General features: G+C 65.8%; 21 protein-coding genes. All 21 read left to right on the top strand.

What is annotated here, in order from left to right; translation table 11 throughout:
* Positions 1–35 precede the first annotated feature (35 nt).
* The gene (locus BRAO375_RS29950; RefSeq protein WP_009031174.1) at positions 36–1,067 is read left to right on the top strand and encodes an L-idonate 5-dehydrogenase; all 1,032 of its coding nucleotides are present in this window, start codon (positions 36–38) and stop codon (positions 1,065–1,067) included.
* A gap of 47 nt (positions 1,068–1,114) precedes the next feature.
* On the top strand, positions 1,115–2,011 hold the full coding sequence (locus BRAO375_RS29945; protein ID WP_009031173.1) for a sugar kinase: 897 nt from the start codon (positions 1,115–1,117) through the stop codon (positions 2,009–2,011).
* A complete protein-coding gene (gene eda / locus BRAO375_RS29940) occupies positions 2,008–2,652 on the top strand; it encodes a bifunctional 4-hydroxy-2-oxoglutarate aldolase/2-dehydro-3-deoxy-phosphogluconate aldolase (protein WP_009031172.1) in 645 nt (214 codons plus the stop codon). Before BRAO375_RS29945 ends, eda begins: the two co-directional genes overlap by 4 nt.
* A 246-nt stretch (positions 2,653–2,898) precedes the next feature.
* A complete protein-coding gene (gene ytfQ, locus BRAO375_RS29935; protein WP_035643059.1) occupies positions 2,899–3,864 on the top strand; it encodes a galactofuranose ABC transporter, galactofuranose-binding protein YtfQ in 966 nt (321 codons plus the stop codon).
* Between the two features lie 216 nt (positions 3,865–4,080).
* Positions 4,081–5,631 (top strand): sugar ABC transporter ATP-binding protein, encoded by a 1,551-nt coding sequence (locus tag BRAO375_RS29930; protein ID WP_009031170.1) that lies wholly within the window; start codon positions 4,081–4,083, stop codon positions 5,629–5,631.
* Positions 5,628–6,620, top strand: a complete 993-nt coding sequence (locus tag BRAO375_RS29925) for an ABC transporter permease (protein ID WP_009031169.1) — start codon at positions 5,628–5,630, stop codon at positions 6,618–6,620. Before BRAO375_RS29930 ends, BRAO375_RS29925 begins: the two co-directional genes overlap by 4 nt.
* Positions 6,617–7,612: a galactofuranose ABC transporter, permease protein YjfF gene (gene yjfF / locus BRAO375_RS29920; RefSeq protein ID WP_009031168.1), complete on the top strand. Its 996-nt coding sequence runs from the start codon at positions 6,617–6,619 to the stop codon at positions 7,610–7,612. Before BRAO375_RS29925 ends, yjfF begins: the two co-directional genes overlap by 4 nt.
* Positions 7,609–8,352: a FadR/GntR family transcriptional regulator gene (locus BRAO375_RS29915; protein WP_009031167.1), complete on the top strand. Its 744-nt coding sequence runs from the start codon at positions 7,609–7,611 to the stop codon at positions 8,350–8,352. Before yjfF ends, BRAO375_RS29915 begins: the two co-directional genes overlap by 4 nt.
* Positions 8,349–10,085: an IlvD/Edd family dehydratase gene (locus tag BRAO375_RS29910; RefSeq protein WP_035643056.1), complete on the top strand. Its 1,737-nt coding sequence runs from the start codon at positions 8,349–8,351 to the stop codon at positions 10,083–10,085. The genes BRAO375_RS29915 and BRAO375_RS29910 overlap by 4 nt, the downstream gene beginning before the upstream one ends.
* 10 nt (positions 10,086–10,095) lie before the next feature.
* On the top strand, positions 10,096–11,025 hold the full coding sequence (locus BRAO375_RS29905) for a dihydrodipicolinate synthase family protein (protein WP_035643053.1): 930 nt from the start codon (positions 10,096–10,098) through the stop codon (positions 11,023–11,025).
* Between the two features lie 2 nt (positions 11,026–11,027).
* Complete coding sequence (locus BRAO375_RS29900) at positions 11,028–11,954, top strand: Gfo/Idh/MocA family protein (RefSeq protein WP_009031164.1); 927 nt, start codon at positions 11,028–11,030, stop codon at positions 11,952–11,954.
* Positions 11,955–11,957: 3 nt separating this feature from the next.
* Positions 11,958–13,037, top strand: coding sequence for an aldose epimerase family protein (locus BRAO375_RS29895; protein ID WP_009031163.1), 1,080 nt, complete (start codon positions 11,958–11,960; stop codon positions 13,035–13,037).
* Positions 13,034–13,918 (top strand): SMP-30/gluconolactonase/LRE family protein, encoded by an 885-nt coding sequence (locus BRAO375_RS29890; protein ID WP_009031162.1) that lies wholly within the window; start codon positions 13,034–13,036, stop codon positions 13,916–13,918. The genes BRAO375_RS29895 and BRAO375_RS29890 overlap by 4 nt, the downstream gene beginning before the upstream one ends.
* A 140-nt stretch (positions 13,919–14,058) precedes the next feature.
* Positions 14,059–15,129, top strand: coding sequence for a multiple monosaccharide ABC transporter substrate-binding protein (gene chvE, locus BRAO375_RS29885; protein WP_009031161.1), 1,071 nt, complete (start codon positions 14,059–14,061; stop codon positions 15,127–15,129).
* A 110-nt stretch (positions 15,130–15,239) separates the two neighbouring features.
* Entirely contained in the window at positions 15,240–16,790 is a 1,551-nt protein-coding gene (mmsA, locus tag BRAO375_RS29880; RefSeq protein ID WP_009031160.1) for a multiple monosaccharide ABC transporter ATP-binding protein, read from the top strand.
* A 21-nt stretch (positions 16,791–16,811) separates the two neighbouring features.
* Positions 16,812–18,002, top strand: a complete 1,191-nt coding sequence (mmsB, locus tag BRAO375_RS29875) for a multiple monosaccharide ABC transporter permease (RefSeq protein WP_009031159.1) — start codon at positions 16,812–16,814, stop codon at positions 18,000–18,002.
* Positions 18,003–18,629: 627 nt separating this feature from the next.
* Positions 18,630–18,953: an STAS domain-containing protein gene (locus tag BRAO375_RS29870; RefSeq protein WP_009031158.1), complete on the top strand. Its 324-nt coding sequence runs from the start codon at positions 18,630–18,632 to the stop codon at positions 18,951–18,953.
* Between the two features lies 1 nt (position 18,954).
* The gene (locus tag BRAO375_RS29865) at positions 18,955–19,320 is read left to right on the top strand and encodes a response regulator (RefSeq protein WP_009031157.1); all 366 of its coding nucleotides are present in this window, start codon (positions 18,955–18,957) and stop codon (positions 19,318–19,320) included.
* Positions 19,311–21,380: a chemotaxis protein CheA gene (locus BRAO375_RS29860; RefSeq protein ID WP_009031156.1), complete on the top strand. Its 2,070-nt coding sequence runs from the start codon at positions 19,311–19,313 to the stop codon at positions 21,378–21,380. The genes BRAO375_RS29865 and BRAO375_RS29860 overlap by 10 nt, the downstream gene beginning before the upstream one ends.
* The gene (locus BRAO375_RS29855) at positions 21,370–21,885 is read left to right on the top strand and encodes a chemotaxis protein CheW (protein WP_008960138.1); all 516 of its coding nucleotides are present in this window, start codon (positions 21,370–21,372) and stop codon (positions 21,883–21,885) included. The genes BRAO375_RS29860 and BRAO375_RS29855 overlap by 11 nt, the downstream gene beginning before the upstream one ends.
* 31 nt (positions 21,886–21,916) lie before the next feature.
* On the top strand, positions 21,917–23,082 hold a 1,166-nt coding region (locus tag BRAO375_RS29850), incomplete at its 3' end, for a PAS domain S-box protein (protein WP_502688982.1).

Raw genomic sequence — 23,082 nt, 5'->3', positions numbered from 1 at the left:
ATCGGCGGACAAGACCAGACAGGGAGAACCGCCCGATGCGTGCCGTCGTGATTCACGCGCCCAGGGATCTGCGCATCGACAGCTTCCCGGATCCCGCACCGGGGCCGGGCGAGGTCCGGGTGAAGATCGAGGCCGGTGGCATCTGCGGCTCGGACCTGCATTATTACCATCATGGCGGTTTCGGCACCGTGCGCATCAAGCAGCCGATGGCGCTGGGCCATGAGATTGCAGGCCACGTGGCCGCGGTCGGCCCCGGCGTGACCGGCCTGTCGGAAGGCACCCGCGTCGCCGTCAATCCGAGCCTGCCTTGCGGCACGTGCTCCTACTGTCGCGAGGGCCTGCGCAACCAGTGCCTGGACATGCGCTTCATGGGCAGCGCGATGCGCGATCCTCACGTGCAGGGCGGTTTCCGCGAATTCGTCACCGTCGATGCCTCGCAGGCGGTGCCGATCGCGCCATCGCTGTCACCAGGCGAGGCCGCGATGGCTGAGCCGCTGTCGGTGTGCCTGCATGCCGCGCATCAGGCCGGCGCGCTGCTGGGCAAGCGCATATTGGTCACAGGCTGCGGTCCGATCGGCGCGCTCTCGATCCTGGTCGCGCGCTACGGCGGCGCGGCCGAGATCGTCGCTACCGATGTCGCCGAAGCGCCGCTCGCGGTGGCACGCAAGCTCGGCGCCAGCCATGCCTTGAATGTCGGGGCTGATCCGGCAGCGCTCGATCCGTGGCGCGCGGGGAAGGGCACGTTCGACGTGCTGTTCGAGGCCTCCGGCAACCAGGTCGCGCTGCGCTCCGCGCTCGACGTCATGAGGCCGGGCGGCGTCATCGTCCAGCTCGGGCTCGGCGGCGAGATGACCTTGCCGGTCAACACGCTGGTCACGAAGGAGCTGCAATTGCGCGGCACGTTCCGGTTCGACCGTGAGTTCGCGCTGGCGCTGCGGCTGATGGGCGAGGGACTGCTGGACGTCAAGCCGCTGATCTCGGCGACGTTGCCATTCCAGGAGGCAATTTCCGCCTTCGAGCTCGCCAGCGATCGTAGCCGGTCGATGAAGGTTCATTTGACGTTTTGATCGTGGGATTGACGCCGATGAGAGTCGCCTGCATCGGAGAGTGCATGGTGGAGTTCGCGCAGGAGGATGGCTCGCTGTTCAGGCGCGGCTTCGGCGGCGACACGCTCAACACGGCGCTCTATTTGTCGCGGCTCGGCGTGCCCACCTCCTACGTGACGGCGCTCGGCGACGATCCGCTGAGCGCGACGATGCTGAAGGCTTGGCAGGCGGAAGGCATCGACACCTCCGAGGTGCTGCTCGTCGAAGGCCGCGTGCCCGGCCTCTACATGATCGAGCGCGACGCCCGGGGGGAGCGCAGCTTCCTCTATTGGCGCGATCGCGCGCCGGCGCGCGAGCTGTTCGACCGCGCCGACCGCGACATGCTCGACCGGCTCTCGCGCTTCGAGTGGATCTACCTCTCCGGCATCAGCCTGTCGCTGTATGGCGAGACCGGCAAGGCCAAGCTGCGCGAGTTGCTCACGGTCGCGCGCAAGCGCGGGGCGCGCGTGGTGTTCGACGGCAACTACCGGCCGCGCGGCTGGGCCAGCCGCGAGGTGGCGCAGCGCGCGTTTCGCGCCATCCTGCCGCTGGTCGACATCGCGCTGCCGACGCTCGAGGACGAGCAGATGCTGTTCGGCGATGCCGACGCCTCGGTCTGCCTGCGCCGCTTTAAGGACGCGGGCGTGAGCGAGGTGGTGGTCAAGCGCGGCCCCCGCGGTTGTCTGATTCACGCCGATGGCGTGCTGGTCGATATCGCGCCGCCCGCCGTGCTGCAGCCGATCGACACCACGGCGGCCGGCGATTCCTTCAACGCGGGCTATCTGGCCGCACGGATCAACGGCGCGCCGCCGCGCAAAGCGGCGTTGGCGGGGCATCGGCTGGCCGGCGCCGTGATCATGGCGCCGGGCGCCGTGATCCCGGCGACCGCGATGCCGCGGGACATTCTGACATTGAGCGAGGCGTGATGAGCAGTTCGGACAAGCGCGCGAGGCTCGAGGCGGTGTTTGCGCTGGCGCCGGTGATCCCGGTGATCACGATCGACGACGCTTCGCAGGCCGTGCCGCTCGCGCGGGCGCTCGTCAGCGGCGGCCTGCGTGTCATCGAGATCACCTTGCGCACGCAGGCAGGCTTCGATGCGGCGCGCGCCATCATCAGCGATGTGCCGGAGGCGAAGGTCGGCATCGGCACCGTGCTGACGCCCGCTGACTACGAGCATGCGGCGAAGCTCGGTGCAGCGTTTGCGATCAGTCCGGGGATGTCGATCGATCTGCTCGAGGCCGCCAACGCCGGCGAGCTGCCGTTCGCGCCGGGCATCCAGACGCCCTCCGACCTGATCGCCTGCGTGACGCGCGGCTATGAGCTGGTCAAGTTCTTCCCCGCAGTGCCCGCCGGTGGACTCGCGGCCCTCGATGCGCTGGCTGGTCCGTTCCCGAATGTGCGCTTCTGTCCGACCGGCGGCATCAACGCCGGCAACGCGGCGCAATGGCTCGCACACAAGAAGGTCGTTGCGATCGGCGGCTCCTGGGTGGCGCCCGCGGCCGACATCAAGGCTGGCGCGTGGGCTGTGATCGAGCAGCGTGCGCGCGAGGCAACGCGGCTGCGCTGAGGCGTCTTCACCAGCTTCCAATCGATGCGAGGCCTGCAGCTAATTTGCTGCAGCGCACAGGCATGAGCAGGCGTGTGCCGAATGCAGGCTGCTCAAAAAGTATTACAGTCAAATAATATGACTAGTCAGGCCAGAGGTTCCGTGGAATAACGAACCCGTCAGTCCTTTGAGCTGGCGAGAACGGTGCGAAGACACCGCTATCAAGCGGCGCCGCATCAACAGATACTTTGTGGGAGAGAACGTCTGATGACCCTGAAAGCCCTCTTTGCGGCCTCGGCAACGGCCGCCTTGCTGCTCGCGACCTCCGCCAGTGCCGCGGAGCTGACCGTCGGCTTTTCGCAGATCGGATCGGAATCCGGCTGGCGCGCCGCCGAGACCTCCGTCTCGAAGTCGGAAGCCGCCAAGCGCAAGATCAACCTGAAGATCGCCGACGCCCAGCAGAAGCAGGAAAATCAGATCAAGGCGATCCGCTCCTTCATCGCGCAGGGCGTGGACGCAATCTTCCTCGCGCCGGTCGTCGCCTCCGGCTGGGACGCCGTGCTGAAGGAAGCCAAGGAAGCCAAGATCCCGGTCGTGCTGCTCGACCGCGACATCGATCCCTCGGGCAAGGACCTCTATTTGACGGCCGTCACCTCCGACAGCGTGCATGAAGGCGCGGTCGCCGGCGAGTGGCTCGCCAAGACCGTGGCCGGCAAGGACTGCAACGTCGTCGAGCTGCAGGGCACGGTCGGCGCCAGCGTCGCCACCAACCGCAAGAAGGGTTTTGACTCCGTCGTCGCCAAGAACGCCAATTTGAAGGTCGTGCGCAGCCAGACCGGCGAGTTCACCCGCGCCAAGGGCAAGGAAGTGATGGAGAGCTTCATCAAGGCCGAGAACGGTGGCAAGTCGATCTGCGCCGTCTACGCCCACAACGACGACATGATGGTCGGCGCGATCCAGGCGATGAAGGAAGCCGGCCTGAAGCCGGGCAAGGACATCCTGACCGTCTCGATCGACGCGGTGCCGGACATCTTCAAGGCGATCGCCGCCGGCGAAGCCAATGCGACCGTCGAGCTGACGCCGAACATGGCCGGCCCGGCCTTTGATGCCATCGTTGCCTTCAAGGAGAAGGGCACGGTTCCGCCGAAGTGGATCCAGACCGAGTCGAAGCTCTATACGTCGGCCGACGAGCCGATGAAGGTCTACGACAGCAAGAAGGGCCTGGGCTACTAAGTCCCGGTCTGTGCTGTTGCCGTCGTCCTGGCGAAAGTCAGGACCCATAGCCACCAACGCTGATGAGGCCCACGGCATTGGCCAAGTGCCTCGATCGACCAATCCGCGGTATGGATCCCGGCGCTCGCCGGGACGACGGAGGTAGATCGCTGACGCCCGAACTTTTCGCGGGCGTCAGCTTTCCGGATGTTGGCCAAGTAGCCCGTGTAGTTCGTCATGTCAGATTTTTCAGCTCCGCCGGCCACGCGTCCAGCCCTGCTGGACATCCGTGGCCTGTCGAAGAGCTTCGGTACGCTGAAAGCGCTCGATGGCGTCGACTTCACGCTGGGTGAGGGCGAGATCCACGCGCTGCTGGGCGAGAATGGCGCCGGCAAGTCGACCCTGATCAAGGTCGTCACTGGCGTGTTCGCGCGCGACGCCGGCACAGTGCGGCTCGCTGGCCGCGAGATCGCGCCGCGCTCGGCCAAGGATGCCGTGGATGCGGGCATTGCCACCGTCTATCAGGAAGTGAACCTGCTGCCGAACCTGTCGGTGGCGCAGAACCTGTTTCTCGGCCGCCAGCCGACGCGCTTCGGGGTCGTGCGCGAGGGCGAGATGAAGCGGCGTGCGCGTGCGCTGCTGCTCGACTACGGTCTCGACATCGATGTCGGCGCGCCGCTTTCGAGCTACTCGGTTGCGGTCCAGCACATCACGGCCATCGCGCGCGCGGTCGATCTGTCGGCGCGCGTGCTCATTCTCGACGAGCCGACCGCGAGCCTCGATCGTCACGAGGTCGAGATCCTCTTCAACGTGATGCGCAAGCTGGCGGATCGCGGCATCGGCATCGTCTTCGTCAGCCATTTCCTCGATCAGGTCTATGAGATCTGCGACCGCGTCACCGTGCTGCGCAACGGCCGGCTGATCGGCTCGCGCGACATCGCCGACCTGCCGCGGCTCGACCTCATCCGCATGATGCTGGGCCGCGAGCTCGCCGAGACCACCCATGAGAGGGCCGCGAGCCAGCCCGACACGGCCCGCGAGGTCTGCGTCAGCTTCAAGCGATACGGCAAGCAGGGCTATGTCGCGCCGTTCGATCTGGAGCTCCGCTGCGGCGAAGTCGTCGGGCTCGCCGGCCTGCTCGGCTCCGGCCGCACCGAGACGGCGCGGCTGGTGTTCGGCGCCGAGCGCGCCGATAGCGGCGAGGCCACGATCGACGGCAAGGCGATCAAGTTGAACTCGCCGCGCGATGGCGCAGGCTTCGGCTTCGGTTACTGCCCGGAGGAGCGCAAGACCGAGGGCATCGTCGCCGATCTCACGGTGCGCGAGAACATCGTGCTGGCGCTGCAGGCGCGGCGCGGGCTGCATCGTCCGCTGTCGCGGCGCGAGCAGGACGAGATCGCGATGCGCTACATCCGCATGCTCGACATCCGCCCGCCGGATCCGGAGCGGCCGATCGGGCTGCTGTCGGGCGGCAATCAGCAGAAGGCGCTGCTCGCGCGCTGGCTGGCGACATCGCCGAAGCTGCTGGTGCTGGACGAGCCGACCCGCGGCATCGATGTCGGCGCGCACGCCGAGATCATTCGGCTCGTCCGCGAACTGTGCGACCAGGGTCTTGCGTTGCTCGTCATCTCATCGGAACTGGATGAGATCGTCACCTACTCGAATCGCGTCGTGGTGCTGCGCGATCGCGAACATGTCGAGGAGCTGAAGGGCGACGCGATCGAGGTCTCCAGCATCCTCGCGGCGATCGCCGCCGACACTGCGCCGGCGCGCGAGGTCGCATCATGATGCTTCGCATTCCCCGCCGCGGCTTTGCGCAGGTTCTGGCATTGATCGTCATCCTGATGATCAATCGTCTGGTATCGCCGCAGTTCTTCAACCTGCACCTGCAGGACGGCCGGCTGTTCGGCAGCGTGATCGACGTGCTCAACCGCGGCACGCCCGTAGCGCTGTTGTCGCTCGGCATGGTGCTGGTGATCGCGACCGGCGGTATCGATCTGTCGGTCGGCGCCGTCATGGCGATCGCCGGAGCCACGGCGGCGAGCCTCGCCGACACCCATTCGCTGCCGGTCGTGCTCGCCTCCGCGCTTGCCGTCGGCCTGACGTGCGGATTGTGGAACGGCATCCTCGTCGCCGTGCTGCGCATCCAGCCGATCGTCGCCACCCTGATCCTGATGGTCGCGGGCCGCGGCATCGCGCAGCTCATCACCGAAGGGCGCATCGTCACCTTCACCTCGCCGGATTTGGTGTGGATGGGCAATGGCGCCGTGCTCGGCCTGCCGACACCGGTGGTGATCGCCTTGGGCATGCTGCTGGTGACGGCGGCGGTCGTACGCGGCAGCGCGCTCGGGCTCCTGATCGAGGCGACCGGCGGCAATGCCCGCGCCAGCGAACTGTCGGGCGTCGGCACGCGCGCGATGATCCTCTCGGTCTATGTCTGGTGCGGCCTGTGTGCGTCGCTGGCAGGCGTGATCGCCGCGGCTGATATCATGGGCGCTGACGCCAACAACGCCGGTCTCTGGCTCGAGCTCGACGCGATCCTCGCGGTTGTGATCGGCGGCACCTCGCTGTTCGGCGGCCGCTTCAGCCTGGTGCTGGCGGTGGCCGGCGCACTGATCATCCAGGCCATGAATACCGGCATTCTCCTCTCAGGCTATCCGCCGGAGCTCAATCTGCTGGTCAAGGCCGTCGTCGTGCTGGCCGTGCTGCTGGCGCAGTCGCCGCGGCTCGGCGATCTCTCGCGCTTCACCGCGCGCTGGCGGAGGACGAAGTCATGAAAGCCTCGACCTCGGTTGCGATCACCGCCTTCGTGCTGGTCGCCGGCTTCGCGCTCTGCGCGCTGCAGTTCCCGAACATCGCCTCGACCCGCGTCGTCGCCAATCTGCTCACCGACAACGCCTTCCTCGGCATCGTCGCGGCCGGCATGACCTTCGTCATCATCTCCGGGGGCATCGACCTGTCGGTCGGCTCGGTGATCGGCTTCACCACCGTGTTCACGGCGCTCGCGATCGAGCGCTGGGGCATTCCGCCGCTCGCCGCCTTCGCGATGGTGCTGGTGCTGTGTGCGCTGTTTGGCGCCGCGATGGGCACCGTCATCCACGTCTTCGAGCTGCCGCCCTTCATCGTGACGCTCGCCGGCATGTTTTTGGCGCGCGGCATCAGCTTCCTTTTGTCGACCGAGTCGATTCCGATCACCGCGCCGATCTACAGCGCCGTTTCGGATTTTGCGATCAGATTGCCGGGCGGCGGGCGGCTCACCGCGATCGCGATTGCGATGCTGGTGATCCTGGTGCTGTGTGCGCTGCTGCTGCACCTGACGCGGTTCGGCGCCAACGTTTATGCGCTCGGCGGCAGCCGCGCCGCGACGGCGCTGATGGGCATCCCGGTCGGGTCGATGACGATCCGAATCTATATGCTGTCCAGCGTGCTCGCGGGCCTCGCCGGCATCGTCTTCTCCTTTTATACGGCCGCCGGCTATTCGCTGTCGGCGGTCGGTGTCGAGCTCGATACCATCGCGGCCGTCGTGATCGGCGGAACTTTGTTGACGGGCGGGCAGGGCTCCGTCATCGGCACCTTCCTTGGCGTCCTGATCCAGGGCATGATCCAGACCTACATCAATTTCGACGGCACGCTGTCGAGCTGGTGGACCAAGATCGCCACGGGGGTTCTGTTGTTCGTCTTCATTGCGCTGCAGCAAGGTCTGATGGCGCTCGCGCGCCGCTCATCTCTCAAACCGGCTGGCGCCAAGCCGGCTGGGGCGCCGACATGACGTCGCCGCATATCGTTTCGATTCCGACCCGGCGCGCCCATTCCAACCACGCCGAGGTCGCCCGCAGCATCGGCATCGACATCATCTCGGGCCGGCTCGGCGAGGGCGCACGGTTGCCGGGCGATGCCGAGCTGACGGCGACGTTCGGGGTCTCCAGGCCGGTGCTGCGCGAGAGCGTCAAGACGCTGGTGGCCAAGGGCCTGCTCTCGACCAAGGCGCGCGTCGGCACCGTCGTGCGCGAGCGCTCCGCCTGGAACATGTTCGACCCGGACGTGCTGGCGTGGCACCTCGACGCCGGCATCGACAAGCGCTTCCTCGCCGACCTCGCCGAGATCCGGCTTGCGATCGAGCCACGCGCGGCAGCGCTCGCGGCCGAACGCCGCAGCGAGGACGACGTCGCCGCCATGCGCACGGCGATGGCGAAGATGGAGCGCGAGCCGTCGACCTCGGTCGCCTTCGCCGACGCCGACCTCGCCCTGCACATCGCGATCGCCAATGCGTCCGGCAATCCCTTCATGCGCTCCATCGGCGCGGTCATCGAGGCGGCACTGCGTGCCTCCTTCGTCTTGAGCGCCCCGGTCGAGACCGCCGATCGCGACACCGTGCTGGTCTGGCACCAGCGCATCATTGATGCGATCGCCAATGGAGATCCCGAGGGCGCCTCGGAGGCTATGATCGAAGTCATCTACAACGGCCGGCGGCGTCATGCGCAATCGGCCGCACGAACGGACCAGGAATGAGCAACGACAAATCAGACAAGCAGCTGCGCAGCCAGGCGTGGTTCGGCCGCCAGGACAAGATGGGCTTCTATTATCGCTCATTCCTGAAGAATAGCGGCACGCCCCAGGACCGCTTCGAAGGCCGTCCGGTGATCGGCATCTGCAACACCTGGTCGGAGCTGACGCCCTGCAACGCGCATTTCCGCGTCATCGCCGAGCACGTCCGCCAGGGCGTGCTCGATGCCGGCGGCTATCCGCTCGAATTCCCGGTCTCCTCGCTCGGCGAGGTGACGATGCGCCCGACCGCGATGCTGTTCCGCAACCTCGCCTCGATGGACGTCGAGGAGGCGATCCGCGCGCATCCGCTCGACGGCGTCGTGCTGCTGATGGGCTGCGACAAGACCACGCCGGCGCTCTTGATGGGCGCGGCCTCGGCCGACCTGCCGGCGATCGGCGTCTCCGGCGGCCCGCAGCTGCGCGGCGTCTATCGCGGCCAGATCATCGGCTCCGGCACCAATATCATCTCGATGAGCGAGCAGCTGCGGGCCGGCGAGATCACGCTGAAGGAGTTCCATGAGGCCGAGGCCGGCATGAACCGCTCGGCCGGCAGCTGCATGACGATGGGCACGGCCTCCACGATGGCCTCGATGGTCGAGGCGCTCGGCATCGGCCTGCCTGAGAATGCCGCGATCCCCGCCGCGGACGCGCGCCGCAACCTGCTCGCGCGGATGGCTGGCCGCCGCATCGTCGAGATGGTCAACGAAGATCTCAAGCCGTCGGACATCCTGACGCGCCAGGCGTTCGAGAACGCGATCCGGACGCTGGCGGCGATCGGCGGCTCGACCAATGCGGTGGTGCATCTGCTCGCCATCGCCGGCCGTGTCGGCGTCGAGCTGACGCTGGACGATTTCGACCGGCTCTGCCGCGACGTGCATTGCCTGGTGGACCTGATGCCATCGGGCCGCTTCCTGATGGAAGATTTCTATTACGCCGGCGGCCTGCCGGCGGTGCTGCGTGCGCTCGGCGAGCGCGGCCTGCTGCACAAGGACGCGCGCACCGTCAACGGCAAGACGCTGTGGGACAACGTGGCCGAGGCGCCGAACTACAATGCCGATGTGATCACGCCGTTCGAGACGCCGTTCAAGACCGAGGCCGGCATTGCCATCCTCAACGGCAACCTCGCGCCTAACGGCGCGGTCATCAAGCCGTCCGCGGCCTCGCCGGAACTGATGAACCACACTGGGCGCGCCGTCGTGTTCGAGAGCGTCGAGGAGATGCATGACGCGGTCGATGACGACAATCTCGACATCGACGCGTCCTGCATCATGGTGCTGAAGAACTGCGGCCCGAAGGGCTATCCGGGAATGGCCGAAGTCGGCAACATGCCGCTGCCGGCGAAGGTGCTGCGCCAGGGCGTGCGCGACATGATCCGCATCTCGGATGCGCGCATGTCCGGCACGGCCTACGGCACCGTCGTGCTGCATGTCGCGCCCGAAGCCACCGTCGGCGGACCGCTGGCGCTGGTGAAGAACGGCGACATGATCACGCTCGACGTTCCCGGCCGCCGGCTGCATCTGCATGTCAGCGACGAGGAGCTCGCCGCGCGCCGCGCCGCCTGGACGCCGCCGAAGCCGCATGCCGACCGCGGCTATCAGAAGCTCTACATCGATCACGTGCTGCAGGCCGATCGCGGCGTGGATTTCGACTTCCTGGTCGGCCGCACCGGCTCGCCGGTGCCGCGCGACAATCACTAAAGAGGTGCCCATGACCGCTTCCGCCAAAAAGCTCTACAAGGGCGTCTTCCCGGTGGCGCCGACCGTGTTCGATGCCGATGGCCGTCTCGATCTCGAGGGCCAGAAGCGCGCGATCGACTTCATGATCGATGCCGGCTCGCACGGCATCTGCATCCTCGCCAATTTCTCCGAGCAGTTCGTGCTGACCGATGACGAGCGCGATCTCGTCATGACCACGGTGCTGGAGCATGTCGCGGGCCGTGTGCCGATCATTGTCACGACCACACATTTCTCGACCTTCGTCTGCGCCGAGCGCTCGCGCCGCGCCCAGGACAAGGGCGCCGCGATGGTCATGGTGATGCCGCCCTATCACGGCGCGACCTTCCGCGTGCCCGACAGCTCGATCTATGAGTTCTATCGCGGCGTGTCGGATGCGATCTCGATTCCGATCATGGTGCAGGACGCGCCGGTCGCGGGCACGCCGCTGTCGGTGCCGCTGCTCGCGCGCATGGCCAAGGAGATCGAGAACCTCGCTTATTTCAAGATCGAGGTGCCGCGCGCCGCCGACAAGCTGCGCGCGCTGATCGAGGCTGGCGGCGCTGACATCCAGGGCCCGTGGGACGGCGAGGAGGCGATCACCCTGATGGCCGATCTCGAAGCCGGCGCCACCGGCGCGATGACCGGCGGCGGCTATCCGGATGGCATCCGCAAGATCATCGATCCGTATTTCGCAGGCGATCGCGACGCGGCTGCCGCGGCCTATGAGCGCTGGCTGCCGCTGATCAACTACGAGAACCGCCAGTGCGGGCTTGCGACCTGCAAGATCCTGATGAAGGAGGGCGGCGTGATCAAGCACGACACGTTGCGTGCGCCGCAGCCGCCGATCCATCCGGCGACGCAAAAGGGCCTGATCGAGATCGCGCGCCGGCTCGATCCGCTCGTACTGCGCTGGGGGCGCTAGAGATGAGCGAGCTTCGTGTCGCCATCGTCGGCTTCGGCAAGATCGCCAAAGACCAGCACGTCCCGGCGATCGCCGCCACCGAGGGTGTGACCCTGACCGCGGTGGCGAGCCGCAACGCTTCGCTGCCAGGCCTGCCGCATTTCGGCTCGATCGAGGAACTCTTGCGCGACGGGCCGGAGATCGACGCGGTGTCGCTATGCACGCCGCCGCAGGTGCGCCGCGCCCAGGCGCTGGTCGCGCTCGAGGCCGGCAAGCATGTGATGCTGGAGAAGCCGCCGGGCGCCGCCGTGAGCGAGCTCGATCCGCTGGTCGTGCTCGCCGCCAAGAAGCAGCGCACGCTGTTTGCGACCTGGCACTCGCGCTACGCGCCCGCCGTCGAGCCGGCGCGGCAGTGGCTGTCGGCGCGCCAGATCCGCAGCGTCCGCATCGACTGGAAGGAGGACGTCCGTGTCTGGCATCCGGGGCAGGCCTGGATCTGGGAGCCGGGCGGGCTCGGCGTGTTCGATCCCGGGATCAACGCGCTGTCGATCCTGACGCGCATCCTGCCCGAGCCGGTGTTCGTGACCGAGGCCGAGCTGTCGTTCCCGTCGAATTGCCAGGCGCCGATCGCGGCGAATATCGCCATGTCCACGGCGAGCGAGCTGCCGATCGCGGCCGAGTTCGACTTCCGCCAGACCGGGCCGCAGAGCTGGGACATCCGCATCGAGACCGATGCCGGACAGCTGAAGCTGTCGTTGGGCGGAGCGCAGATGACCTTGGATGATCAGGTGATGATCGACGAGAAGGAGCGGGAGTATCCCGGCCTCTATCGCCGCTTCGTCGAGTTGACGAAGACCGGGGCTGGTGACGTCGACCTGGCGCCGCTGCGGCTGGTGGCCGACGCCTTCCTGCTCGGCCGTCGCCACATCGTCGAGCCGTTCGAGGACTAAGCCATGGCAGAGCCTGCGATCACCAGGGATGTGTTTGGCAGCCTGCCGGACGGCCGTGAGGTCGAGCGCGTCACCTTGCGTGGCGCTCGCGGTTTCGAAGCGCGGATCATCACGTTCGGCGCGGCGCTGCAGGCGCTGCTGGTGCCGAATGCGCATGGCGCCGTCGACGATGTCGTGCTCGGTCATGACGATCTGCTGAGCTACGTCAGGCTTCGCAGGTTTTTCGGCGCAACGGTCGGTCGCTACGCCAACCGGATCGCCAAGGCGCGCTTTTCGCTCGACGGTCAGGAGATCCGCCTCGACGCCAACAATGGCGCCCATGCCCTGCATGGTGGCCCTGACGGTTTCGACCGCAAGCTCTGGCAGATCGTTGCCACCGAGGATGGCGATCACCCCTCGGTCACGATGCTCTATGTCAGTCCCGACGGCGAGGCGAATTATCCAGGACGGCTCGACGTCCGCGTCACCTATCAGCTGACCGGGCCGATGGAGCTGGCCATCAGCTTCAGCGCCCGGACGACCCGCACGACGGTCGTCAACCTGACCAATCACAGCTTCTTCAATCTCGACGGCCTCACGGCCGGCACCGACATTCTCGATCATCGTCTGACGCTCGCGGCGGACCACTACCTCGCAATCGACGAGACGGCGATCCCGCTGGAGGGACCGCCGCATGCGGTCGCTGGGACGCCATTCGACTTTCGCGAGGCGCAGCCGATCGGCGCGCGCATCCGGGCCGACGATGCGCAGATCAAGTGCGGCCGCGGCTATGACCACAATTACTGTCTGCGCGATGGTGTTGGCGTGCGCTTCGCAGCCCGGCTGGAGTCGCCGCGCTCGGGGCGGGTCATGGAGTTGCACACGGATCAGCCCGGCCTGCAGGTCTATTCCGGCAACTACATCGACGCGACCGTCAGCGGCAAGGGACGCGTGTATCGCCAATCCGACGCCGTGTGCCTGGAGCCGCAGGTCTGGCCGGACAGCCCGAACCGCCCGGACTTTCCGAGCCCCCGTCTTGGGCCCGACGACGTCTATAAGCACGAGATCGTGTATCGCTTCTCGACGGCGGGAGCGTCCGCATGATCGAGCAGGTGCCGACCACCGTGCTCTGCGCCGAGCATTGCCATCTCGGTGAGGGCCCGACCTATGATCCGGCCACCGACACCGCCTGGTGGTTCGACATTCGCGAGGGCCTCCTGTTCGAGGCCGTGATCGGCACGGGGAAGGTGCGCCGCCACGGGCTCGGAAAAATGGCGAGCGCGCTTGGTCGTATCGACGCCTCCAGGCAACTGATCGTGGCCGAGGATGGGCTCTACATCCGCAGCATCGCCGACGGCGCAATGTCGCTGTATCGGCCGCTGGAAGCCGACAATCCGGCGACACGGTCGAACGACTCGCGCGTGCATCCCTCCGGCACGTTCTGGATCGGCACCATGGGCCGCAAGGCCGAGCGCGGGCTCGGCGCGATCTACGCGCTGCATCGCGGCGAGATCATTCGCCTGTTTCCCAACATCACGATTCCCAACGCGATCTGCTTCTCGGCAGGCGGCGCGATCGGCTATTTCGCCGATACTGACGAGAACGTGCTCTACCGCGTGGCGCTCGACCCGCAGACCGGTCTGCCGCACGGTGAGCCGGAAGTGCTGCTGCGCCATACCGGCATCGGCGGACTCGACGGCGCCGTGGTCGATGCCGAGGGGCGGATCTGGAACGCGCGCTGGGGCGGCGGTTGTGTCGACGTCTACAGCCCGCAGGGCGAGCATCTGCGATCCATCGCGGTTCCGGCTGTTCAGGCGAGTTGTCCGGCTTTCGTCGGCCCTGAGCTGTCGCGCCTGCTGGTCACCTCGGCCTGGCAGGACATGGACGCGGCGGCCAAGGCGGCCGACCCGGGCCATGGCCAGACCTTTCTGCTCGACGTCGGCGCCCGGGGACGCGCCGAGCCTGACGTCGTGCTGTCGATCTGAGAGGAGGAACAATCAGTCAAGCGTCGTTCAGCCTAACAGCCAGCTGGTATCAAGATACGCAATCGCGTATGTCTTATCGAAATTCGAAAATCCAAGAGTTCGAAAACTCAAGAGTTCGAAAATCCAAGAGGGAGTGAAGCATGCTGAATTTCAAGACCATCATGGCCGCCGCTTTGGCCGGCCTCGGCGCTCTGGCGCTGTCCAGCGCCGCCATGGCCCAGAGCAAGGGGACCGTCGGCATCGCGATGCCGACCAAATCCTCGGCGCGCTGGATCGACGACGGCAACAACATCGTCAAGGTGCTGAAGGATCGCGGCTACGCCACCGATCTGCAATATGCCGAGGACGACATTCCGAACCAGCTCTCGCAGATCGAGAACATGGTGACCAAGGGCGCGAAGGTGCTGGTCATCGCGGCGATCGACGGCACCACGCTGTCCGACGTGCTGAAGCAGGCCAAGGCCAAGGGCATCACCGTGATCGCCTATGACCGCCTGATCCGCGACACGCCGAACCTCGACTATTACGCGACGTTCGACAACTTCCAGGTCGGCGTGCTGCAGGCGCAGTCGATCGTCGACAAGCTTGGCCTGAAGGACGGCAAGGGGCCGTTCAACATCGAGCTGTTCGGCGGCTCGCCGGACGACAACAACGCCTACTTCTTCTACAACGGCGCGATGTCGGTGCTGCAGCCCTATCTCGACTCCGGCAAGCTCGTGATCGGCTCCGGCCAGAAGGGCATGGACAAGGTCGCGACCCTGCGCTGGGACGGCGCCACCGCCCAGGCCCGCATGGACAATCTGCTGAGCGCCTTCTACGGCAAGAAGCGCGTCGACGCGGTGCTGTCGCCCTATGACGGCCTCTCGATCGGCATCATCTCCTCGCTGAAGGGCGTGGGCTATGGCAGCGCCGATCAGCCGATGCCGGTGATCTCCGGCCAGGACGCCGAGGTGCCGTCGATCAAGGCGATGCTGCGCGGCGACCAGTACTCGACCATCTTCAAGGACACCCGCGATCTCGCCAAGGTGACCGCCGACATGGTCGACGCCTCGCTGGCCGGCAAGGAAGTCCCGGTCAACGACACCAAGACCTACAACAACGGCGTCAAGGTCGTTCCGTCCTACCTGCTCAAGCCGGTCGTGGTCGACAAGAGCAACTGGGAGAAGGTCCTGGTCGAGAGCGGCTACTACAAGAAGTCGCAGTTCCAGTGATCCTGGTCTAAGAGTCGAGCAACCCTCTCCCCGGTCTCCGGGGAGGGGGACATCTTATTTGAAGCTCGCGCGGCGGCGGCGAGTGGCGTCATGAACAGGGACACGAGACGATGACCGCAATCCTGGAAATGCGCAACGTCAGCAAGAGCTTTGGAAACGTGCAGGCCCTGCGCGACGTCAGCTTCACCGTCGAGCCCGGCGAGATCCACGCGCTGGTCGGCGAGAACGGCGCCGGCAAGTCGACCCTGATGAAGGTGCTGAGCGGCGTCTATCCGCATGGCCGCTACGAAGGCCAGATCATCTTCGAGGGCGAGGAGCGAAAGTTCCGCGACATCAATGATTCCGAGGCGCTCGGCATCATCATCATCCACCAGGAGCTCGCGCTGATCCCGCTGATGTCGATCGCGGAGAACATCTTCCTGTCGCACGCGCCGTCGCGCTTCGGGGTCATCGATCGCGACGAGGTCTACCGCCGCACCCAGCAATTGCTGGCCCAGGTCGGCCTGAAGGAATCCCCGGATACGCTGATCACCGATCTCGGCGTCGGCAAGCAGCAGCTGGTCGAAATCGCCAAGGCGCTGTCCAAGCGCGTCAAGCTGCTGATCCTGGACGAGCCGACCGCAAGCCTCAACGAGGCTGACAGCGCCGCGCTGCTCGACCGTCTCGTCGCCTTCCGCGAGCAGGGCATCTCGTCGATCCTGATCACGCACAAGCTGAACGAGGTTGCCCGCGTCGCCGACCGCATCACCGTGCTGCGCGACGGCCGCAGCGTCGACGGCATCGACTGCCGCGCCGAGCCGGTGCTCGAGGACCGCATCATCAAGAGCATGGTCAACCGCGACATGGCGCACCGCTTCCCCGAACGCCAGCCTGACATCGGCGAGCCGGTGTTCACGGTCGAGAACTGGACGGTGTTCCATCCGCAGCACCCGGACCGGCGCGTCATCAAGAACGTCGACTTCGAGGTGCGCCGCGGCGAGATCGTCGGCATCGCCGGGCTGATGGGCGCCGGCCGCACCGAATTCGCGATGAGCCTGTTCGGCCGCTCCTGGGGCGTCAACATCTCGGGCCGCGCCCGGCTGGAAGGCCGCGATGTCAATCTCACCAGCGTGCCGGCGGCGATCGACGCCGGCCTCGCCTATGTGACCGAGGACCGCAAGCAACTCGGCCTGATCCTTGCCGATGACGTGCGCAAGAACATCACCCTCGCCAGCCTCGGCCAGGTCGCGCCGAAGGGCGTGATCGACGACATCGCCGAGCTCAAGGCGGCGTCCGGCTACCGCGGCCGCATGCGCATCCGCTGCTCGGATGTCTACCAGGAGGCCGGCCAGCTCTCCGGCGGCAACCAGCAGAAGGTCGTGCTGTCGAAATGGCTGATGACCGATCCCAAGGTGTTGATCCTGGACGAGCCCACCCGCGGCATCGACGTCGGCGCCAAATATGAGATCTACTGTATCATCCAGGAGCTTGCGGACGCCGGCCGGGGTGTGGTGGTGATCTCGTCGGAAATGCCGGAGCTGCTCGGAATCTGCGACCGGATCTGCGTCATGAATGACGGCGCCTTCGTCGGCGAATTCGCCGGCAAGGACGCGACGCAGGAAAAGATCATGCGCGCCATCATGCGCAACGAAGCCCTTACGAACCAGGAGACGGCCGCCTAAGCGGCCGGGAGGACACCAGCCATGACCGACAAGACGGTTTCACTCCCGGAAGAGAAGCCCCACGCCGGCTTTCTGAAGAACAATCTGCGCAGCTACGGCATGCTGATGTCGCTGTTCGTCATCATGCTGTTCTTCCAGATCATGACCGACGGCACCCTGCTGCAGCCGCTCAACCTCACCAACCTGGTGCTGCAGAACAGCTACATCGTCATCATGGCGCTGGGCATGCTGCTGGTGATCGTGACCGGGCATATCGACCTGTCGGTCGGCTCGGTCGCGGGCTTCGTCGGCGCGGTCGCCGCCGTGCTGATGGTGCGCTACCACGTCGACTTCCCGCTCGCGATCATCGCCTGCCTGATTGTCGGCGGCGTGATCGGCGCGGCGCAAGGCTATTGGGTGGCCTATTTCGGCATTCCCTCCTTCATCGTCACCCTGGCCGGAATGCTGGTGTTCAAGGGCTTGGCGCTGGCGCTGCTGCAGGGACAGTCGGTCGGTCCGTTCCCGGCGACCTTCCAGAAACTCTCGTCCGGCTTCATTCCGGAGCTGTTTCCCGGCGCCGCCCACCTCAATCCGACGTCGCTCGCGATCGGCGCCGTCCTGACGCTCATCCTGGTCTATGCCAGCGTCAAGGGCCGCGCGCGTGAGGTCGAGCACGGCATCGACGTCGAGCCGTTCGGCGTGTTCGCCGCCAAGAACGTCGTGCTCGCCGGTGTGCTGATGTATTTCACCTACCTGATCGCCTCGCATCGCGGCCTGCCCAACGTGCTGGTGATCATGGTGGCGCTGATCGCGCTCTACGGCTTCATGACGCGCCGCACCGTGGTCGGCCGGCAGATCTATGCGGTCGGCGGCAACGCCAAGGCGGCCAAGCTGTCGGGCATCAAGGCCGAGCGGCTGGTGTTCCTGACCTTCGTCAACATGGGCGTGCTGGCGGCGCTGGCCGGCCTGATCTTCGCCGCCCGTCTCAACACCGCGACCCCGAAGGCCGGCCTCGGCTTCGAGCTCGACGTCATCGCGGCCTGCTTCATCGGCGGCGCCTCGGCCTATGGCGGCGTCGGCCGCGTCGGCGGCGCCGTGATCGGCGCCATGATCATGGGCGTGATGAACAACGGCATGTCGATCCTCGGCATCGGCATCGATTATCAGCAGGTCATCAAGGGCCTGGTGCTGCTCGGCGCCGTCTGCATCGACGTCTACAATCAGCGTCGCTGACATCTCGAATACTGCCGGCGGCGTCAGCACGTCCGCCGGCAGTGACACTGCGGTGCAGTCGGCGCTCGCTCCGACCGGGCGGCGCATCCCTGCCAGCGCTGACTCCCGCACTGCGCCCTGAAGCGTGCACACGGGGCCGTGTCCTCGTCGACCTGTCTGCCTGGCGCCCGGTACCGTAGTCTTCCGGGCCCTCGGTCTACCACCGGGCGGCAACTCCCTTAACGATGGCCTTGTTATCAGCCTTGGCGAATTCGCCGAGCTGACAAGTCATGTTTCATTGCATCTTTCATCCTTCGACCGGCCATCGACGGCAGAACGCCGGCATCGAGGCCGAGGATCGTCGCTGGCGTCAATTCCGTCAGCATGACCCGGCGGCAATCCGTGCGGAATCGAGCTTAGTTGAGAGCATCTTGCAACAGAGTGCGGTGCTTTGTCGGAAAGCCAGGCACGCCCAGGTAGAGCGGCCGTAGTATTACGGCTCTCATCTTTAACAGTCCAACAATCGCTTTCCACACAATTTGAATGAGTTCCGGCAGGCATCGAAGCTCTGCCAGCAAGACATCAAACACCGGAGTTGCCCGCCGCGTGATTTGCGCCGCGGCCGGAGCACTCCACGGATTTTCGAGAATGACGGACGCGATGATGACGATGAACCCTGGCGCAGCTGACGAGTCGCAGATCGCTGCTCATCCGCTTCCGCAAATGCTCGATCTGACCCAGGCCGCGCAGCTGCGCGATGAGATGATCCAGCTCGCGAACGCCGGCGACATCCTGCTCGACGCGAGCGGTGTGGAGCGGATGTCGACGCCTTGCGTCCAGATCCTGCTTGCTGCGGGCCGCGGAGCGCGAGCCGCGAACAGGTCGTTCAGGATCATGCAGGCATCGGAGCTGTTCAGGACGGCGATCGCCGACCTGGGCCTTCGCAACGAGTTTGAAAATTGGATGGAATGACATGACCAAGCGAATTCTGGCAGTCGACGACTCGAAGACCATGCGCGACATGGTGGCCTTCACCTTGAAGAAGGCCGGCTTCGATGTGGCAGAGGCCGAGGACGGCAAGGCGGCGCTCAACGTGCTGACCGGCGGCAAGTTCGATCTGATCATCACCGATCTGAACATGCCGAACATGGACGGCATTTCGCTGATCAAGAACGTGCGCTCCGGCAGCCAGCACCGCGCCGTGCCGATCCTGATTCTGACGACCGAGAGCGACGGGACCAAGAAGGCCGACGGCAAGGCGGCCGGCGCGACGGGCTGGCTCGTCAAGCCCTTCAATCCGGAGCAACTGATCGCGACCGTCAACCGGGTATGCCCGTGACATCAGACAGCGAAGCATATCCGGTTGCGCAGTTCCGCAAGACCTATTTCGAGGAATGCGCCGAGCTGATGGACGCCCTGCAGTCCAACCTCGAGCTCCTGGCCAACGGGCAGGAGGACGACGAGACGCTGCACGCGATCTTCCGCTCGGTTCACTCCGTGAAGGGCGGCGCCGGCGCGTTCGGCTGCACGGATCTGGTGGCGTTCTCGCATACGTTCGAGAGCCTGCTCGACGCTCTTCGCGATCACAAGATCCCGGCGACACACGACATCAAGCAGTTGCTCCTGCGTGCGAGCGACGCGCTCGCGGACATCGTGAATGCGGCCCGGCTGGAGCAGCAGCTGCCGCCGAACTTCGGCGGCGATATCAGCGCGGCGATGCGCGATGCGCTGCAAGGGGCGGGCCAGTCCGCAGACGTCGCGTCGGCGCCTGCGGTTCCGGAGGCGAAAACCCTCACCGAGCAGACCTACCGTATCAGGTTCCGCCCGCACACGGAGATGCTCAAGAAGGCCAACGAGCCGCTGCTGCTGATCCGGCAGCTGGGCAAGCTGGGCTCGCTGAGCACCGAAGTGGACGGCTCGAACCTGCCGCCGCTCGAATCGCTCGACCCCGAGGCGGCCTATCTCAACTGGTCGTTCACGCTCGACACGGCGGTGCCGCGTTCGGCGATCCAGGACGTCTTCGAGTTCGTCGAGGACGATTGCGATCTCGAGATCGAATCGTCGGAGCCCGCCGCGCCTCGCGCTGAGGCCGCTGCCAGCGACACGACGGGCGCCAGCGACAGCACCGGCGCCGTCGCCGCAACGGTCGCCGCCGTCGGCGTCGCGCAATCGATCCGCGTCGACGTCGACAAGGTCGACCGGCTGGTCAACCTCGTCGGCGAGCTCGTGATCAGCCAGGCGATGCTGACGGAGCAGGGGCTCGGACTGCCGGCCGACAAATATCCGGAGCTCATCCAGGGCATCGAGGCGCTGGCGCAGAGCGCGCGCGAGCTGCAGGAAAGCGTGATGGCGATCCGCGCCCAGCCGGTGAAGTCGGTGTTCGCGCGGATGCCCCGGATCGTGCGCGAGCTCGCGGCCACGCTGGGCAAGGAAGTGCGCATCGTCACCTCGGGTGAGATGACCGAGATCGACAAGACGGTCATCGAGCAGCTCAACGATCCGCTCACCCATATGATCCGCAACGCGCTCGATCACGGCATCGAACCGCCGGTCGAGCGTATCGCCGCAGGAAAGGTCCGGCAGGGGACGATTCACCTCTCCGCCGCGCAGCGCAGCGGCCGCATCGTCATCGAAGTATCGGATGACGGTCGCGGTATCAACAAGGAGAAGATCCTCGCCAAGGCGAAGGCGCGTGGCCTGGTTCCGGCGGGAGCCAATCTGACCGACGACGAGATCAACGAGCTGATCTTCCTGCCGGCCTTCTCAACCGCCGAGGTCATCTCGAACATCTCCGGACGCGGCGTCGGCATGGACGTCGTGAAGCGCAACGTGCAGGCGCTGGGCGGACGAATCTCGGTCAAATCGCGCTTCGGCCACGGCTCGTCGTTCACGCTCTCGCTGCCGCTCACGCTTGCGGTCGTCGATGGCATGGTCGTCTCGGTCGGCCGTGAGACGTTCATCATTCCGCTCGTCGCCATCGTCGAAAACCTCAGGCCGCAGACCGCCGACATTCATCCGGTGGTCGGCCGCGGTCACGTGCTCGCGCTGCGCGGCGAATATCTGCCGCTGGTCTATCTGCATCGGCTGTTTTCGATCAGCGACGCAATCGGCGATCCCTGCCGCGGCATCGTGATCATCGTCCAGAGCGAAAGCGCCGGCCGCGTCGGCATCGTCGTCGATGAGCTGCTCGGCCAGCAGCAGGTCGTGGTGAAGAGCCTCGAAGCCAACTACGAGCCCGTCGACGGCATCAGCGGCGCAACAATTCTCGGCAACGGCCGGGTCGCGCTGATCCTGGACGTCGCCCGCCTGCACGAGATCGACGTCCGCGGCACGGCCATGAGGCTGCCGCCGCCGGACGCTCCAACTGAAACCGAAAAGGACTTGACCCATGCAGCCTGATAACAAGCCGGCCGTGCAATTCGGCCAGGACGTGGCGGTCAGTGAGAACGTGCAGCAGTTCATCACCTTCACGCTTGGCGAGGAGGAGTACGGCATCGACATCATGGTCGTCCGCGAGATCAAGGGCTGGACCGAAACCACCATGATCCCGAACGCGCCGCCGCATGTTCGCGGCGTCATCAATCTGCGCGGCATCATCGTTCCGATCTTCGATCTCCGCGCCAGGTTCGGCACCGGCGTGACCGTGCCGACCAACATGCATGTCGTGATCATCGTGGCGGCCGGCACGCGCACGGTCGGCCTGCTGGTCGACACCGTGTCGGACATCATCTCCGTCGATCCCAAGGAAATCCGCGACGTGCCGGACATGGGCATGCCGACCGAGGATCAGTTCCTGGAAGGTCTGGTCGCGATCCAGGATCGGATGGTGACGCTGGTGTCGCTGTCTGGCCTGTTCGGAATGCCAACCGAGTCCATCAAGCGTACGGCGGCCGTCGCCGCCTGACCTAATCACAACAGACAATTGCGAGATCGTCATGAGCGACACTTACGAGGACAACATCATGCAGGACTTCACGGCCGACGGTGCGCCGGGCGAGGACAACGCGTCGAGCAAGACCAAGGCACGAGCGCGCAGCAGCCGCCCGCGGCCGGCTGCCGCCAAGGCACCTGAGGCGTCGGGTGCGACGAGGGACATGCAGGCCCAGATCGCGGCCATGAACCGCTCGCAAGCTGTCATCACCTTCGGACTCGACGGCACGATCCTCGATGCCAACGACAATTTCCTGAACGCGCTGGGTTACACGCTCGCCGAGATCAAGGGCCAGCATCACTCGATGTTCGTCGACCCGGCCTACCGCCAGAGCCACGAATATCGGATGTTCTGGGACAAGCTCGGCCGCGGCGAGTTCGATGCCGGGCAATACAAGCGGATCGGAAAGGGCGGCAAGGAGGTCTGGATCCAGGCCAGCTACAACCCGATGATGGACGCGAACGGCAAGCCGTATCGCGTGGTGAAGTTCGCGACCGACATCACCGAGCAGGTGATGAGGAACGCCGATCTCAGCGGCCAGATCGCCGCGATCAACAAGGCGCAGGCGGTCATCGAATTCACGATGGACGGCAAGATCCTGAACGCCAACGAGAACTTCCTGACCACGCTGGGCTACACGCTCGCCGAGATCAAGGGCCAGCACCACTCGATGTTCGTCGATGCGGCGTACCGCCAGAGCCATGACTACCGGATGTTCTGGGACAAGCTCGGCCGCGGCGAATACGACGCCGGTCAGTACAAGCGCATCGGCAAGGGCGGCAAGGAGGTTTGGATCCAGGCCAGCTACAACCCGATCATGGGCCCGGACGGCAAGCCGTTCAAAGTCGTCAAGTACGCCACCGACATCACCGAGGACGTCGTCCGCAACGCGGACTTCGGCGGCCAGATCGCGGCGATCAACAAGGCGCAGGCGGTCATCGAGTTCACGATGGACGGCAAGATCCTGAACGCCAACGAAAACTTCCTGAGCACGCTGGGCTACTCGCTGAACGAGATCAAGGGTCAGCATCATTCGATGTTCGTCGACGCTGCCTATCGCAGCTCGACTGACTACCGCCTGTTCTGGGACAAGCTCGGCCGCGGCGAATACGACGCCGGCCAGTACAAGCGCATCGGCAAGGGCGGCAAGGAGATCTGGATCCAGGCCAG

The organism is Bradyrhizobium sp. ORS 375, from assembly GCF_000239775.1.
Lineage (GTDB): Bacteria > Pseudomonadota > Alphaproteobacteria > Rhizobiales > Xanthobacteraceae > Bradyrhizobium.
Note: the sequence above shows the minus strand (reverse complement) of the source record. Positions and strands in the feature narration are given on the sequence as shown.

Coding starts and splice junctions, on each gene's coding strand:
- BRAO375_RS29930 (WP_009031170.1), top strand. CDS start 4,081: ATGTCAGATTTTTCAGCTCCGCCGGCCACGCGTCCAGCCCTGCTGGAC.
- BRAO375_RS29895 (WP_009031163.1), top strand. CDS start 11,958: ATGGCAGAGCCTGCGATCACCAGGGATGTGTTTGGCAGCCTGCCGGAC.
- BRAO375_RS29870 (WP_009031158.1), top strand. CDS start 18,630: ATGACGGACGCGATGATGACGATGAACCCTGGCGCAGCTGACGAGTCG.
- ytfQ (WP_035643059.1), top strand. CDS start 2,899: ATGACCCTGAAAGCCCTCTTTGCGGCCTCGGCAACGGCCGCCTTGCTG.
- BRAO375_RS29890 (WP_009031162.1), top strand. CDS start 13,034: ATGATCGAGCAGGTGCCGACCACCGTGCTCTGCGCCGAGCATTGCCAT.
- chvE (WP_009031161.1), top strand. CDS start 14,059: ATGCTGAATTTCAAGACCATCATGGCCGCCGCTTTGGCCGGCCTCGGC.
- BRAO375_RS29855 (WP_008960138.1), top strand. CDS start 21,370: ATGCAGCCTGATAACAAGCCGGCCGTGCAATTCGGCCAGGACGTGGCG.
- BRAO375_RS29865 (WP_009031157.1), top strand. CDS start 18,955: ATGACCAAGCGAATTCTGGCAGTCGACGACTCGAAGACCATGCGCGAC.
- BRAO375_RS29950 (WP_009031174.1), top strand. CDS start 36: ATGCGTGCCGTCGTGATTCACGCGCCCAGGGATCTGCGCATCGACAGC.
- mmsA (WP_009031160.1), top strand. CDS start 15,240: ATGACCGCAATCCTGGAAATGCGCAACGTCAGCAAGAGCTTTGGAAAC.
- BRAO375_RS29900 (WP_009031164.1), top strand. CDS start 11,028: ATGAGCGAGCTTCGTGTCGCCATCGTCGGCTTCGGCAAGATCGCCAAA.
- yjfF (WP_009031168.1), top strand. CDS start 6,617: ATGAAAGCCTCGACCTCGGTTGCGATCACCGCCTTCGTGCTGGTCGCC.
- BRAO375_RS29860 (WP_009031156.1), top strand. CDS start 19,311: ATGCCCGTGACATCAGACAGCGAAGCATATCCGGTTGCGCAGTTCCGC.
- BRAO375_RS29910 (WP_035643056.1), top strand. CDS start 8,349: ATGAGCAACGACAAATCAGACAAGCAGCTGCGCAGCCAGGCGTGGTTC.
- mmsB (WP_009031159.1), top strand. CDS start 16,812: ATGACCGACAAGACGGTTTCACTCCCGGAAGAGAAGCCCCACGCCGGC.
- BRAO375_RS29925 (WP_009031169.1), top strand. CDS start 5,628: ATGATGCTTCGCATTCCCCGCCGCGGCTTTGCGCAGGTTCTGGCATTG.
- BRAO375_RS29915 (WP_009031167.1), top strand. CDS start 7,609: ATGACGTCGCCGCATATCGTTTCGATTCCGACCCGGCGCGCCCATTCC.
- BRAO375_RS29905 (WP_035643053.1), top strand. CDS start 10,096: ATGACCGCTTCCGCCAAAAAGCTCTACAAGGGCGTCTTCCCGGTGGCG.